Source organism: Lacibacter sp., assembly GCF_035299325.1.
GTDB lineage: Bacteria > Bacteroidota > Bacteroidia > Chitinophagales > Chitinophagaceae > Lacibacter.
The window spans coordinates 48964-64609 of sequence record NZ_DATGWT010000012.1 but is presented as its reverse complement, the minus strand read 5'-3'; the positions used below and the strand labels follow the sequence as shown (position 1 = coordinate 64609).

Sequence of the window (15646 nt, the reverse complement as noted above, 5' to 3'; positions counted from 1 at the left end):
GCTTCCGTTATTATTGTGATTGAATACAGAACCCATGTGCAGGAAACTCTTTATACTCATCGTTGCTTTAGTTAGCTTCATTGCGGCTTCTGCACAGGCAGATAAAGCCGAGGAGAATTACCAGGCCGGTCGTCAGCTTCGTCGTGATGGAAAATGCACAGAGGCTATTCCGCTTTTCAAAAAAGCAATTGAACAAAAACCAACATTCGCAGCCGCTCATTATGAGTTGGGTTGGTGTTATAATGAACTGGGACAATACAATATTGCTTTGCCAATTCTTCAACAGGCTGTGAAATTAGAACCAACAGGTTTTCGTTCGCTCTATGAAGCCGGATTTGCAAAATACAAATTAGGCAGGGTAGAAGAAGCCTTGGTTGATTTTAACCAGGTGATAAAACTGAATGCCAATTACGAGAAGGTTTATATTGCAAGAGGTGATCTGTATAAAGATGCAAAGAAGAATACTGCTGCTGCCTTGGCTGATTTCCTGAAAGCACTTTCCTTAGACAGCACTGAAAAGAAAATTCATTACCGCATTGGCTGGTGTTATAATGATCTTGGTAAATTCAGCGATGCTGTTCCATACTTACAAAAGGCCAGCAGCTTTGAAGAGCAGAATTATCTTTCTTACTCTGAATTAGGATTCTCCCTTTTTTCATTGAACCGGTTTGATGAAGCAATGGGTCATCTTAATAAAGCCAATACACTGAAGCCTGGTTTTGAGACAACGATTTACTACATTGGTCTTTGTCATGTAAAGCAAAATAAAAAGCAGGATGCTGTGCAGAAGTATAATGAGCTGGTACAATTAAACAGTAACTATGCTGCCTTGCTGCTCAATGAAATAAAGTTGATGAAGTAATTACTGCAAACGCTTTGGGTTATTTTTTTCGGCGCATTTATCCCGATAACAATCGGGAGAGAAAGGAGATAAAGAGTTTTCCGCAGAGTATTCTTGAGCTTTCGACTTGTTGCCTATTCACGATTCACCACTCAATTTCTCCTTCACTACAACCGGCACTTGTGCAATCTTTTTCTTATCGTAATCGTAACAAACCATTCCGGTTTTTGCAAGTGCAGTTACAATTTTCTCTTTGTTCAGAATCTGATAGTAGAGATCAAAGCCAACCGAAGTGAAATTTACAGCGGCAATATTCACGGATAAAACATCACTGTAGAAGATTTCTTTTTTGAATTCAATTCCCACATCACTCATAATTAAACCAACACCGCCACAATTGAGTTCCGCAAATCCATGATGGGAGAGGAACTGCATTCTTGCTTCATGTATAATGGAAAGTACCGCATCATTACCAACATGGTTGCCATAGTTGAGATCGGTAATGCGAATAGGAATAGTGGCGGTGAACGTAAACTGTTCCGGTAAAGTGAGTTTGATGCGTGACATGAAAAGCTTGATAAGTGTTTATTGCTGATCGGTACTGTTGATTAATGCATTCAGATCAATATCGCCGGCCGAAGCAGAGATAGCAGCTGCCATCGCCATTTTTTCACGCCATAGTTTGATCTGTTCATTACAATCTTTCGATTGAAAAGCGGTAGCTGCATCAACCGTTGCTGTGCCTGCACATTTCAGGTTGCTGATCTTTTTCGACACACGAACCAACTCGCCATTATCGTTCAATACCATGAAGTATTGACTCTCAGAAAAGCCATTTGTTTCTTTCGTTTTCTCGGGTTGCTTATGATGAATACCCTGGTAAGCAACATTATTTTCCAAACTGTGATCAGGAGTTTCAACATAAGCCAATGCATCAGGTGAAGCTAATTTTTGTTTGATGCGTTCTTTGATCTGTGTACGACTTGTTGTTGCAACTGAAGGTTCTTCGGCAACTGCTATATTGGTATCAGCTGTCTCAGGAGTTGTTGCTGCAGGTTTCTCTTCAACAGGATTTGCTGCAATGCTTATTGGAGCTGTTGATGTAGTTGAATTAGTATTCAACAAACGGTAACCACCCCATGCAAGAATACCAACAACAGCTGCCGCTGCTGCTATACGATAGAAACGTTTTTTAGAATTTCTGTTGATGGAAATTACTTTCGCTCCGCTTTCTTCCAGAGATTCTTCAATGAAACTCCATGCAGTTGCCGGAGGTGTTACTTCAGTTGACTGCAACGTTGCAGCAATGTATGCATCGTTCTGTTCAATGTTCAGCTGTTGTTCAATTTGCTCCCATGCAGTTGCGGGAACAAGTTCTTCAACCGAATTTATTTTTTGTTGAATCGAGAGATCGTCTAATGCTGGTTGTAATTGTTCCCAAATAAATGAAGGGGCTTCTTCTTCCAGCTGAAGTACCTGTAACTGTAACGGTTTATCTTCTTCCAGTTCATCAAGATCCACAGCAATCTTCTCCCAAACCATTTCTGGCGGGGCAACTTCTGTTTGCAGAAGTAATTGTTGAAGAGTGGAGTCGTTCATGATTTATTCAGCTCAGCGTTTAATTTTTTCCTGCAAGATCATTCTTGCTCTTGCCAATTGCGATTTGCTGGTGCCTTCGCTGATGCCCAACAGTTCGCCAATTTCTTTATGACTGTATCCTTCAACTACATAAAGGTTAAACACGCTTCTGTAGCCGGGTGATAAATCTTTAATGATCCTGAGCAAATCTTTTTCGTTGATGTTTTCAATCGCCGAAACGGATTTGTATTCAATACTTTCTTCTTTCTCTGTTAATGATAAGTCTGTTTTCTTTTTACGGATCTGTTCAATAGCGGTATTTACAAAAATGCGTCGTACCCATCCTTCAAATGATCCTTCGCCTCTGAAACGTTCCAGGTTTTTAAAGATCTTCACAAATCCTTCCTGTAATATATCCTGTGCATCATCGGCATTGCCCATGTAGCGGAGGCAAACGGCGTACATTTTACCGGCATATTTATCATACAGAGCTTTCTGCATGCGACGATCGCCGGAAATGCATCCACTAATTAAGTCGGTATCAGGAATCATTTGGTTGCTTTGCATCTTGGTTTCTCCTTAACTTTTTTTGAGGAAATCGATCATCAGGTCGAGCCCTTTTTTGCGGTGACTGTATTTGTTCTTTTCCTCCATCGTCATTTCGGCGAAAGCTTTGCTGCTTCCGTCGGGTAAAAATACAGGGTCGTATCCAAATCCCCCTGTTCCTGCTTTATTTTCTAAAATCGTGCCGTTACAGATGCCTTCAAACTGGTAAAGCTTACCATCAAGGATAAGCGAAAAAACAGTGCGGAAACGGGCATTACGGTTTTCCTTTCCCTGCATATTAGCCAAAAGCTTATCTGTATTGGCAGAAAAATCTTTGCCATCGCCTGCATAACGGGCCGAACGTACACCCGGTTCACCATTCAGCGCTTCCACTTCAAGCCCTGTGTCTTCGGCAAAACAATCCTTCTGCAAACGCTCTGCTAAGAACTGGGCTTTGTGTTTCGAATTTTCTTCGAGTGTATCAAATGGTTCGGGAATTTCTTCATCAACTCCGGCATCTTTCATCGTAAGAATGCGGAAACCTTCCGGAAGAGCGGCTTCAATTTCTTCGGCTTTGTGCCTGTTACCGCTGGCGAAAATGAGTTGTTGCATAAACAGGTTTACAGGCCCAGCATTTGTTTCAATGCCAGCCATAGTTTTGATTTTTTGCTTTTATCAGTGCGGATAGCTTCCAGTGTATCTATGCTACATAACAAATAACCCTGTTGTTCCTGCACACGGTAATCGGCCGGTTGAATAGGTAACGCATCAACCTGCACACCCGATGCTATGATGAATTTTGGTTGTAATTGCTGCACCAGTTCATCAAAATGATTACGGTTATTGGCCACATTCACAAGGGCTATATCTTCCATATTCATTTTGCAGGCGGTCAGTACATCGCCCAGAAACTGGAAATCTGCATCGTTGAGGTAAGGGAAATAATGTTCTTCCACCAGCCACACAAACTGCTTCTTGTTTTTGCCGGTAACGCCCTGCAAAGGAGCAGTAGCAGCTACAGGCTCAGGGGCAATGGTGGGTTTGGCTGCTTTGGTTTCGGGCTTGGGTATATTGTCTCCTTTTTCAACAATTACGAGTTGTTTGCCGTAGAGATCGGCTAATTGATCGTCAGTAAGTTGAATGTTTTCAAACGACATAGTTGATAAGCAGTAAAACCCTTGTTTATTTTTTTCGTTTCTTTGCATCACAAAAATAACGAGTTATGATTGGTGCTATGGAAATATTAATTACAAAATCTGAAACAAGTAAACTGAGCAGCCTCGATCTGGGTAATGTTCCTTTTGGTAAACATTTTACCGATCATATGCTGGTTGCCGATTATGAAGATGGTGAGTGGAAGAATGTAGAGATCAAACCTTATCAACCGATTACCATTTCTCCTGCCAATGCTGCCATGCATTACGGCCAAAGCATATTTGAAGGCATTAAAGCGTTTCGTCATGAAAATGGAGAAGCTTATATTTTCCGCCCATACGATAATTATAATCGTTTCAACAAATCAGCAGAGCGTATGCAGATGCCTGCTGTGCCTGAAGAAATTTTTATTGAAGGCATGCGTAAGCTCATTGAAGTGGATAAGGATTGGATCCCGATGAAAAAGGATCATTCATTGTATATCCGTCCGTTCATGTTTGCGAATGATGATGTAATAGGAGTGAAGCCGAGTGATAAATATAAGTTCATGATCATTCTTTGTCCAACAGGTCCGTACTACGCAGTGCCCATGAAGATCTATGTGGAAGAGCAATTTGTTCGTGCAGTACCGGGTGGTGTTGGTTTTGCAAAAGCAGCTGGTAACTATGGTTCATCGATGTATCCTACAAACGAAGCAAAGAAAAAAGGATACGACCAGGTATTGTGGACAGATGCAGTTGAACATAAATACCTGCAGGAATTTGGTATGATGAATGGATTTGTGATCATTGGTAACACAGCCATCACTCCAAATCTTGATGAAGGCACCATACTTGCTGGTGTTACAAGAGACAGCGTTATTGCAATTCTGAAAGACATGGGTTTAACTGTTGAAGAACGACCCATTAGTATTCATGAAGTAGTGGACGCTTACAACAGCGGCACATTGAAAGAGGTATTTGGTACAGGTACAGCTGCAACCATTTCCATGATCAAAGAATTGTGTTACAAAGACAATGTAATGAAGTTTGATACAGATAAGTGGACGATCTCTCCCGAAGTGAAACGTCGTTTAACTGATATACGTGAAGGGAAAGCAGCAGATATACACGAATGGTTATTCAAAATATAAACCTGCAATGAAAACAGTAGAGCGGCTTTGAAAAGAGCCGCTTTTTTATTTTTGGCTTTGTTGTATTTTACAGTTTCATGAATCAGGAAATATAACTCGACGAGCTACTAGGGCAAGAATGATAAAAACACAATTTGAAATGGAAGAACAAATCAAAAAATTGGGAAGTTATATTCGATATACCATACTTCCTGAGCAAAAGATTGTTACTTTTTTGGTTCTAAAGGAGAAAGAAACATTTTATCAACTTGTGAATAAATATGATGGAGTTCTTTGCAATTCAAATGATTCAAGTTTGAACGATACCTCATTTCATCTGAAATTTCCACTTTATGACTTTTCAGGGTTAGCAAAAATTTTTAGATTAGAAAATGGATTGTATGCTGTTGACCAGAGCTTATCAATAAAAGGAAACCCGTTTTATATTTGCGAATCATATGATGATTACGATTTAATTACTAAGTATTTAGTTGTTTATCGGAATGAGAAATCCGATGAACCGATTGTGGAATGTTGTTTGTTTAACAATAAGCTCATCCACGATTTTTTGAAAAAAAGCAAACTGGTTGAAGAAACAACATTTGATCTTCCAAAGAATTCCAAATTATTCAAAGCTGAAAATGGGCATTATGTTATTATAAAAAGTGTTCCTAAAAACGGGGCCCAATTGCTTTGGAACATGCTGGAAGAATCGAATAATACTGACGAAATTTATCATAGCATGACAATTTATGAATCGATAATGCAAATGGAGGAAGCAGGTGTGTTCGAATCTGATGAATGATAGACTAGGTTCTTTTTCTCTTGGCGATTTTATTGACTAGGACGTTCGATATCAAAAAAAGATCAAAAAAATCATTGCAATGGCAGCGGCTTTAACACCAATTGCTCCCAGCTTTTATATTTCTTCTTAAGCTCTTCTGCTTTTGCAGGTTTGATGGTAATAAGATTGTTGCGTTCTCCTTCATCAACCGATAAATCAAAAAGATGTTCACCGGTTTCATCAATAATGTATTTCCAGTTATGATCAAGTATGGCGTGTTGATTGCGGCGTTGAAAGATGCGCCAGTAAAATGTTCTTGCTAAAGTTTGTTGATTGCCTGTAAGAACCGGAAGGAGATCAATACCATCAAGTGCATATTTTTTATTTGCTTTCGCTCCCGCAGCTGCAAGAATGGTTGCTGTCCAATCCATGGTGATCACCTGTTGCTGCGATACCGTATTCGCTTTTATTTTTCCGGGCCATCGTACAAATGCAGGAACACGCACGCCACCTTCCCACACCGTCATCTTCATTTTTGCGTATGGTCCCATGTCTGAAAATTTTTCACCGCCATTATCACTGGTAAAGATCACGATCGTGTTTGCGACTAATCCTGTTTCTTCCAATGTTTTCATAATCACTCCAACCTGATCATCCAGACTTTTCATCATCGCTTTATATACTTCAGGCGTACCCATTGATTGCATGAGTTTCCCACTCATAGGAACAGTATCTGGCAAAGCAGGATCGTTTGGTCCCTGCCATGGCCAATGCGGCGCAGTAAACTGCAGGCTTAAAAAGAATGGCTTGTTGTGTTTTTGTTGTAAGAATGAAATTGTTTTTGCGCCAAGCAAATCAGTTGTATATCCTTTTGTATAAACCGGAGTTCTGTTTTCATACAGGTCATGCATTCCTCCATCGCCTTTGTGCGAAATATAATCAGCCGCACCGGTATAGATGCCGTAGAAATAATCAAACCCGTTATCAAGCGGAGAAAAAGATGGCCCAACACCCAAATGCCATTTACCAATGAGTGCTGTTTCATAACCAGCTTTTTTTACCAATGCCGCAACGGAATGATCTGCTGCATTTAAGCCAATACTGTTATCCCGTTTTGAAGGCACCCAGGGTTCCAGCAAACCGATTGAAGCACGGGCAGGATAACGGCCTGTCATAAACGCTGTACGAGTGGGAGTGCAAACAGGAGCCGCAGCATAAGCTTGTGTAAACTTCATTCCCTGCGATGCAAGTTTATCGAGATGTGGAGTTTGATAATCTTTACGTCCATAACAGCTTAGATCAGCATAACCGAGATCATCAGTCATGATGTAAATGATATTCGGTTTTCGTTGTGCTGCACAAAAACTATTCAACACAAGAAAAATCATTGTTGCCTGAAACCATTTACTGTTCATGTTGATCGCTTTGCTACAAGTTAGAGTTTCCAATTTTCTTTTGCAATAAAAAATAGCTGTGGTTGTCCACAGCTATCAGTAAAATTTATAAAAAGAAGATTATCGGATGAGGGAAATAGTTCCCTGCATTTTAAATACAGCACCATCGCCGCAAACAACTTCTGCAATGTAAGTGTACATACCTGTTGGCTGTTCATAGCCATTGCGTGTTCCATCCCAACCAACAGCAGGATTATTTCCCTGTATATTTTCTTTTGAATAGACCGGCTTACCCCAACGGTCGTACACAATGATACGTTTGATCTTATCAACCCCATCACCAATCACAAAGAAGCGGTCATTCTTTCCATCATTATTTGGTGTGAAAGCATTCGGAATGTAAATGCGTCCGGCTAAACATCCAACCAGAACCGTTACTTCATCAAAGGATGTACAACCTGCAATATTGCTTACTTCAACTTTGTAGGTTGTATTGTTTTTAGGATTCGCAACCGGGTTCGTACAAGTTGTACAAGTCAGCGTGTTGAAAGGTGACCAGCTGTACGAAATAACATCAGGTGAACCTGTTGCCAATAATTGTGCTGTTGTTCCTGCGATGATCACGGTGTCATTGCCCGCATTAATGGTTGGATAATTATAGACATAAACAGTTACTGATCTTGTATCGGTAAAGCAGTTGCTGCTATCGGAACCTGTAACAGTATAAGTAGTAGTTGTGGTTGGTGTTGCTACAGGGTTTGCAATTGATGTACTGCTTAAACCTGCAGGCGGCGACCAGCTATAAATTTCTGCACCACTTGCAACAAGCTGAATATTTTCTCCCACACACAATGTATCATTTGCACTAACGGTAACGGTAAATGGTTTTTTCACACGAATGAAAACAGAATCAACCGTACTGCAACCAGCCGATGTGCCAGTAACGTAATAACGGATATTATTTTGCGGAGTAGAAACAGGATTGGCACAATTGGTACAATTCAAATCAGTTCCCGGGCTCCATAAATAAGATGTTGCGCCCGATGGTGTTAACACAAAGCTGCTGCCAATACAAACAGTGGTGTCTTTACCTGCATCGATGGTTGGGGTTTGATTAACTGTAATGGTCGTTGATGTGCTATCTGTACAGCCGCTGCTGTTTGTTGCAATGAGCCATGCTGTATAGGTTCCTGCAGCAGGAATAGAGAAGTTTGAAAGATCTTTCGTGTTCACAATTCGGTTATCAACTTTCCAGGTCCATTGTATGGATGATGTATCAGGATTGATCAGATTGCCGTTTAGATTGACTGTTGCCGGACTGCAATAAGTTGTAGTTCCGGTTATACTTAATTGCGGCGTCGGCACAACCTTTATCAGTTGCGGTTTGGTAATAGCGTTACTGCAACCATTTACTGTGTTGATCGTGAGTGTTACATCATACACACCTGTGCTTGTATATCCATGCGATGGGTTACGCAAGCCACTCGTATTTCCATCACCAAAATTCCATACATAGCTGCTCACAATATCTGCTGTGACAGATGAATCACGGAACTGAACAGTACCATTATCGCACAGAACTGTTTTGTCAAAACCAAAATCAGGTTTCGATCCGAATATCTTGATGGTATCAATTCCGATCAATGGTGTTAAACAACCCTGTGTGTCCTGCAGAATTACTTTCGGCACATAAAAGCCGGGATATTGATAATTGAAACCTACAGTAGAATCGGGTGTAAATAACGTATTGCCATCACCAAAATCCCACAGGTATTTCACGTTGTTGTTTGCTGTAACAGCAAAGTTTACCTGCATCGGAAAACAACCTGTTATAGGATTGTAACTGAGATTGCCGACTGTATTTGATAATACACGAATGGTCATCTGTTTTGTACTTGTACAACCACCTGCTGATGTTACTGTTAACGTTACGATATAGTCGTTCGGGATCGCATAGGAGTAAGATGGATTTGCTGCAGTTGATGTATTGCCATCACCAAAATCCCACAGTATCGATTTGTAGAAAGTTGATGTATTAGTGAACTGCACTTGCAGTGGTGGGCAAATAGTGAATGTATCACTGGCGATGAAATTTGCTACAGGTACATCAACAGTAATATAATTTGTTCTGATAACAGAATCAACACAACCAATTGCTTCACGACCGATCAGCTTCACCGTGTATGTTCCTGTTGCGGCATAACTGTGAGTAGGATTTACAGCGGTTGATGTGTTGCCATCACCAAAATCCCAGGTATAACTTAAGTTGCTTCCTGTTGAAGTATTTACAAATTGAACATTGCCATTGGGACACGACAACGTATCAACAGCATAAAAACCAAGTTTCGACTCAAAGATGTCGAGTATTGTACTTGTTAATGTGCTGTCGGTACAACCATAAGAATCTGTTACAATCAGCTTTGGAAAATAAGTTGATGCTGTTGTAAAACTGTGTTGCACTGTTGCATTGTTCCCATTCAAACTGTTGCCGTCGCCAAATTTCCATAAGTAATTTGTGATGGGATGTGTTCCGTCGGTCACAGACGTACTTGTAAACGTTACTGATTGACCTACGCATTGCGGATTAGGAAGTGCTGTGAAGGAAGGCGTTGCTCCATACACATTCAACACTTTTGTTGTGCTGTCTTTGCAGCCGTTTATATCCGTAATAACAAGTTTAACTGTGTAACTACCTACAGCAGTATAGAAATGATTGAAGGATGCGGAGTTGCTTGTTGTTCCATCACCCAGGTCCCACGACCATGATGTGATATTAGCCGGTGTTACATTGTCTGCAGAAAAACTAAATGATTGGAATTTGCATTTTGCATTCTGATCTGTTACAATCGTTGGATTGAAGTTCAGGAAATTAATTACCCGTTGCGATGTATCGGTACAACTTCCGTTGGTTACACTTAATGTTACAGTGTATGTACCTGGTGATGCATAAGCATATGTTGGATTAACTGCAGTTGATGTATTGCCATCACCGAAATTCCAGAGACGTGTTACCGCACCAACAGAACTGTCGGAAAACGCAACAGTAGATGTGGTATTACAATCATACACAATACCAAATTTCGAAACAGGTGGAAGTATCTGTAAGTAACTTGTTTTAGTTGCTGTATCAGGACAACCATTTTTAAAAGCAATCAATCGAACAGTGATAAAGCCTGCCGTGTCATAAGCATGTGTTGGATTTTGATTGGTACTTATTTTGTTGTCGCCAAATTCCCAACGCCATGCATCAGGAGAACCGGTACTGAGGTCTGTGAAGTTAACAGGTTGCCCTGCACAACTTACAAGCGGTGCAGCAGAAAAGTTAGCAGTTGGTTTTGTTCCTGTTTTTACACCATCAACATAGCTGATCGTTTCAGTACATCCTCTTCTTGTTGTAACAGTTAAGCGAACGGTATAACTGCCTTGGCCGGGATAAAGATGACTGGGGAATTGTTGGGTTGATGTGCCGCCATCACCAAAATCCCACAACCATGAAACAACAGAATCGGCTGATATCACAGATGGGGTAGGACTGAATGTATAAGGGAAACAACCACCGGTTGGCATGCCGAGTATTGACACAACGGGTTTCTGAACCCTGATGAAGTTTGTTTTTGTTAGTGAACCAGTACAGCCGGCAGAAAGTTGTACGGTTAGTTTAACTGTATAATTTCCTTCGGCTGTATAAGTATGTGATGGGTTCTGTTGTGTGGAAATAGTGCCGTCGCCAAAATCCCATAGCCATTGTTTTGCACCGGGAGTAGTGTTCGAAAAATTTACAGTAAAAGGTGCACGACAGGAAATAGAATCGTTTACAATAATGTTTGGAACAGGGTTACTGATAACATTGATCGTCTTTATAGAAGAATCAACGCAGGCCCCATAATTATTCACCAGCTTAACGGTATAGGCTCCTGTTGTACTGAAGATCTTGATCGGGTTGGCTGTAATGGACGATGTACCATCACCAAAATACCAGGTAGAAGAATTTGGAACCGGCATCGATTGATTGGTAAACTTCACGGTATCGCCGATACACACGCTATCTCTGAAACTGAAATTAGAATTAAAGTTGCCAATACTCAACTGATTGTTTTTTGTAATGGTATCGATACAGCCCTGATCACTTTCTGCAATTAACCGGACATTGTAGGTGCCGGCTGTTGTATATGTATGTGAAGGATTGGTAGCTGTTGAATTGCCACCATCGCCAAAGTCCCATTTATAGGTAACTGTTCCGGGACCTGTAGTGAGATTTGTAAATGTGATTGCTTCAGGTGGTTTACAATTTACAGGAGCACTGGCACTAAAGTCAGCTTTTACACCATTTGATGCTCTTATGAACGAAGGCTTCACCAATAATGTAAAACAGCCACTGCTATTGGTCACTTTCAATGCTACATTATAATTACCGGTATTGTAATAAACATGGTACGGGTTCTGGGCTGTGCTGGTAGTACCATCGCCGAAGTCCCATTCCCAGGAGGTAATGGTTCCGCCAGATGTAGAAACTGAATTGTCTACAAATTGAACTCTAAGCGGAAAACAGCCTACTGAACTCGTGGAAGTGGTAAATGCAACCTGGGGAGGCTGTAAAACATTGATGTAGTTTGTTTTTACCAGCGAGTCTTTGCCGGAAGCATTTGTAATAATAAGTTTTACTGTATAGAGGCCTGGAGTTAAGTAAGTGGTAGATGGATTTTGTTGGGTTGAAATAGTTCCGTTGCCGAGGTCCCAGCGCCAGCCTGTTGCTCCGCCGGTTGATTCATCCGTAAAATTTACTAGTAAGGGGGCGCAGCCATTGGTAGGGGTTGCCTTAAAAGCTGTGGAGAGTTGACTCCATAACGAAGTCGAAAAAAAACATGCAAGTACAGTCAGGGTCAGGACTTTGCAGGTTTTTCTTAATAGTGGTGGTGTTGTGTCAGCACTCAGTTTTGTCATATTAAGTCAGTCTTTTCTGAACGAAAAACGAGATATTGGTTGTTATAGCCGTGCTATTAACAAATATAGCTTTCATTTTCAGTATTTTATAGAAAACAGGGCTGGAATTTCGCTCAGATTCTTTGGTTTTTACTATTAACGCAAAAACCAAGGGGAATAATGCCTTGCAGGAAATTTTAGTTATTTACACATATGTGAATAGAAATCTGTGAAAGTTTTTTGTACTTTAAATGAGGACACCTACCTTTGCCGTCCGAAAAATAATAAGGTAAGGAATGCCTACAATTCAACAATTAGTAAGAAAAGGAAGAGAAATCATTAGGGCGAAAAGCAAATCCCGTGCGCTGGATAGCTGCCCGTTTCGCAGAGGTGTATGTACACGTGTGTACACAACCACGCCTAAAAAGCCAAACTCGGCTTTGCGTAAGGTAGCGAAAGTGCGTTTAACCAATAAAATTGAGGTGATTGCCTACATCCCCGGTGAAGGTCACAACCTGCAGGAGCACTCAATCGTATTGGTGCGTGGCGGTCGTGTGAAGGATTTGCCAGGTGTACGTTACCATATCGTTCGTGGTTCGCTCGATACTGCCGGTGTAAAAGACCGCAAGAAGAGCCGTTCTAAGTACGGTACGAAGAAGGAAAAAGCTAAAAAATAATCTGACTAAGTAATTCTTATATACAATGAGGAAGACGAAACCTAAAAAAATAGCGCTGGCACCAGATCCAAGGTTTAACGATACGTTGGTGACCCGTTTTGTAAATAACTTAATGTGGCAAGGTAAGAAAAGCACTGCTTTTACTATTTTCTACGATGCAATTGATAAAGTTGCAAAAACAACCGGAGAAGACGGTTATGAAATCTGGAAGAAGGCAGTTGCTAATGTAACTCCTGCTGTTGAAGTACGTAGCCGTCGTATTGGTGGTGCTACATTCCAGATCCCTGCAGAGGTTCGTGCTGACAGAAAGATCTCTCTCAGTATCAAATGGCTGGTTCGTTATAGCCGTGAGCGTAACGGTCGCAGTATGGCTGATAAATTAGCAAACGAAATTGTAAGTGCAAGCAAAGGTGAAGGTGGTGCTTTCAAAAAGAAAGAAGATACACACCGTATGGCTGAAGCCAACAAGGCTTTCGCTCACTTCAGAGCTTAATCTTCAACAAGATCATATTCAGGAATCCCTTCGTTTACGGAGGGATTTTTTTGTGGTGTAACCTCAACTTCCCCAATAACAGCGCTAAGTGGAATCACTCAATTTTCACACTCTCTTTTTTTATTTGTCTTCCGGGAATATATTTGTAATGAAACCAACGTGAATTTTAAACCATAATAACCCCTGATCCATTTATTTTACAGCAGTTTAAATATGCCGTAATACCCAAATCAAAACATCTTTCCAAATTTCACTCATTACTCCTTATAATATGAAAAACGCCATTTTGTGCCTTACGGCTTTTCTTTTGATTCAACTATCTGTTGCAGCTCAGGAAAAAGACGACGAGAATATTTCGATTGTAAAATCGGTACGCTCATTCAGATTTGTGAAAGGCACAGCCGAAAACCCTGTAGTTGTAAAAGAGGAGCATAGCCGCACTTTCACTTGCAATAAGTACCGAACTGATGTGCCGGTTGTTGAGCTCTTCAATAGTATAGAAACAATGGATGATGTTGATATACGTGTTGATGGATCGAAACGACATGGTATTGTGCCAGGTTATGAGTATTACAATCGTGATGGTATCTTCTACTCCGATGAACAGGTTTGCTATTTTTCATTACCTGTTTCCAAGATTGGCAGCAAATCTGAAGTAACGATCAAAAAGACAATCAAGGACCCGAGGTATTTTACGAATATTTTTTTTACGGAAGGACATGTCATTACTGAACAGGAAATTAAACTGTATGTACCTGCCTGGGTTAGTCTTGATATAAAAGAATATCATTTCGGTAAGTACAACATCCGCAAATCTGTATCGCAGGAAGGCGGTGAAACTGTTTATACTTTTTCTATGAATGATATTCCGAAATTCAAACAGGAATCATCAGCACCCGGCTTAACTTATTATGCTCCGCATATCCTTGTACTCTGTAAATCGGCTCAACCGAAAGATGTTTCTTACACTTATTTTAAAACAGTAAAAGAACAGTACGATTGGTATCAAAGTCTTGTAAAGACAATTGGTGATGACGAAAAAATCGTAAAAGAAAAAGCAGAAGATATCGTAAAAGGAATCAGCAATGATGAAGAAAAAGTAAAAAAGATATTTCAATGGGTGCAGGATAATATCCGTTACATCGCTTTTGAAAATGGGATAGCAGGGTTTAAACCCGAAAAAGCACAAGAAGTGTTACGAAAAAAATATGGTGATTGTAAAGGCATGGCTAATTTACTTACGGTTATGTTGCGATCATTAAAATTAGATGCACGTAGATGCTGGATAGGCACAAAGCATATTGCATACGATTACAGCACACCTTCTCTTTCGGTAGATAATCACATGATCTGTGCATGGATGAAAAATGGCAAGCCGGTTTTTTTAGATGCAACAGAAAAGTATATTGGTTTTGGAGAAACAGCGGAACGGATTCAAGGCCGTCAAACACTTATTGAGAATGGTAATCAATATTTGTTAGAGAAGGTACCCGTTGCCAGTTACTTACAGAATACTTCTACTGAAAACAGAAAGTTAGTGATTGATGGCAATAACCTGAAAGGTCATGTAACACATGTTTGGAAAGGGGAGAATAAAGAATGGTTATTAAATGCACTTACAGACATTAAACAGGATAAACAGGAAAATGCATTGAAGCAGTTCCTTGCGGAGGGAGAAAGCGGTTTCGAAATAAGTAATTTGAAGATCACAAACCTTACTGACTACAACAATGATCTCAAAATTGAATACGATGTTTTGTGGAAAAATGCAGTATCGGTATTTGATAAAGATGCTTACCTCAGCATTGATAACAGGGTGAACTTTAAAGACTTTAAAATTGATACAGATAAACGCACGTTGCCCTACTGGTTGCAGTTTAAGAACAATCTGGTATTTGAAATTGAGTTAGTGCTCCCTTCAGATAAGGTTGTATCAGAGTTACCTCAAAAGATAAATATTAAACAACCTGGTTATAGTTTTTATGCTTCTTATACAAATGAAGCCGGGAAGCTCAAATACCGTAATGAGATCATCATTAACAACACAGAAATTGTTCCCGATAATTTTGCGCAGTGGAACAATGACATTAAGCAGCTTACAGATTTTTACGACCAACAAGTAGTACTTACCTCTAAAAAATAACCAT

The 15646-nt window shown here is 40.3% G+C and carries 13 protein-coding genes; 6 read left to right on the top strand and 7 right to left on the bottom strand.

Annotated features, from left to right (window positions below; translation table 11 throughout):
• Positions 1–34 precede the first annotated feature (34 nt).
• Entirely contained in the window at positions 35–862 is an 828-nt protein-coding gene (locus tag VK159_RS07705; protein WP_324229548.1) for a tetratricopeptide repeat protein, read from the top strand.
• 117 nt (positions 863–979) lie between these two features.
• Here the strand turns inward: VK159_RS07705 and VK159_RS07700 are convergent, their stop codons facing one another.
• The 5 genes from VK159_RS07700 to VK159_RS07680 are packed head-to-tail and all read right to left on the bottom strand — an operon-like array spanning position 980 to position 4122.
• Positions 980–1408 carry a thioesterase family protein gene (locus VK159_RS07700; protein WP_324229547.1) on the bottom strand — a complete coding sequence of 143 codons (429 nt, stop codon included), beginning with the start codon at positions 1406–1408 and terminating at the stop codon, positions 980–982.
• Between the two features lie 18 nt (positions 1409–1426).
• Entirely contained in the window at positions 1427–2440 is a 1014-nt protein-coding gene (locus VK159_RS07695) for a hypothetical protein (protein WP_324229546.1), read from the bottom strand.
• Between the two features lie 12 nt (positions 2441–2452).
• Positions 2453–2986 carry an RNA polymerase sigma factor gene (locus VK159_RS07690; RefSeq protein WP_324229545.1) on the bottom strand — a complete coding sequence of 178 codons (534 nt, stop codon included), beginning with the start codon at positions 2984–2986 and terminating at the stop codon, positions 2453–2455.
• 12 nt (positions 2987–2998) lie between these two features.
• Positions 2999–3619 carry an RdgB/HAM1 family non-canonical purine NTP pyrophosphatase gene (rdgB, locus tag VK159_RS07685; RefSeq protein ID WP_324229544.1) on the bottom strand — a complete coding sequence of 207 codons (621 nt, stop codon included), beginning with the start codon at positions 3617–3619 and terminating at the stop codon, positions 2999–3001.
• The gene (locus VK159_RS07680; protein ID WP_324229543.1) at positions 3586–4122 is read right to left on the bottom strand and encodes a hypothetical protein; all 537 of its coding nucleotides are present in this window, start codon (positions 4120–4122) and stop codon (positions 3586–3588) included. The genes rdgB and VK159_RS07680 overlap by 34 nt, the downstream gene beginning before the upstream one ends.
• Before the next feature lie 65 nt (positions 4123–4187).
• Here VK159_RS07680 and VK159_RS07675 point away from each other — a divergent pair, with 65 nt between their 5' ends.
• A complete protein-coding gene (locus VK159_RS07675; protein WP_324229542.1) occupies positions 4188–5252 on the top strand; it encodes a branched-chain amino acid aminotransferase in 1065 nt (354 codons plus the stop codon).
• A gap of 139 nt (positions 5253–5391) precedes the next feature.
• A complete protein-coding gene (locus VK159_RS07670) occupies positions 5392–6036 on the top strand; it encodes a hypothetical protein (RefSeq protein ID WP_324229541.1) in 645 nt (214 codons plus the stop codon).
• 71 nt (positions 6037–6107) lie between these two features.
• Here VK159_RS07670 and VK159_RS07665 read toward each other — a convergent pair whose 3' ends face one another.
• On the bottom strand, positions 6108–7430 hold the full coding sequence (locus tag VK159_RS07665; protein ID WP_324229540.1) for a sulfatase-like hydrolase/transferase: 1323 nt from the start codon (positions 7428–7430) through the stop codon (positions 6108–6110).
• Between the two features lie 99 nt (positions 7431–7529).
• Positions 7530–12350: a PKD domain-containing protein gene (locus VK159_RS07660; protein WP_324229539.1), complete on the bottom strand. Its 4821-nt coding sequence runs from the start codon at positions 12348–12350 to the stop codon at positions 7530–7532.
• Between the two features lie 275 nt (positions 12351–12625).
• Between VK159_RS07660 and rpsL the strand changes: the two genes are divergently transcribed.
• From rpsL to VK159_RS07645, 3 genes are all read left to right on the top strand, one after another.
• Positions 12626–13006, top strand: a complete 381-nt coding sequence (gene rpsL, locus VK159_RS07655; RefSeq protein ID WP_182801521.1) for a 30S ribosomal protein S12 — start codon at positions 12626–12628, stop codon at positions 13004–13006.
• A 25-nt stretch (positions 13007–13031) separates the two neighbouring features.
• Positions 13032–13499, top strand: coding sequence for a 30S ribosomal protein S7 (rpsG, locus tag VK159_RS07650; protein ID WP_182801520.1), 468 nt, complete (start codon positions 13032–13034; stop codon positions 13497–13499).
• Positions 13500–13770: 271 nt separating this feature from the next.
• On the top strand, positions 13771–15642 hold the full coding sequence (locus VK159_RS07645; protein WP_324229538.1) for a transglutaminase domain-containing protein: 1872 nt from the start codon (positions 13771–13773) through the stop codon (positions 15640–15642).
• Positions 15643–15646 lie beyond the last annotated feature (4 nt).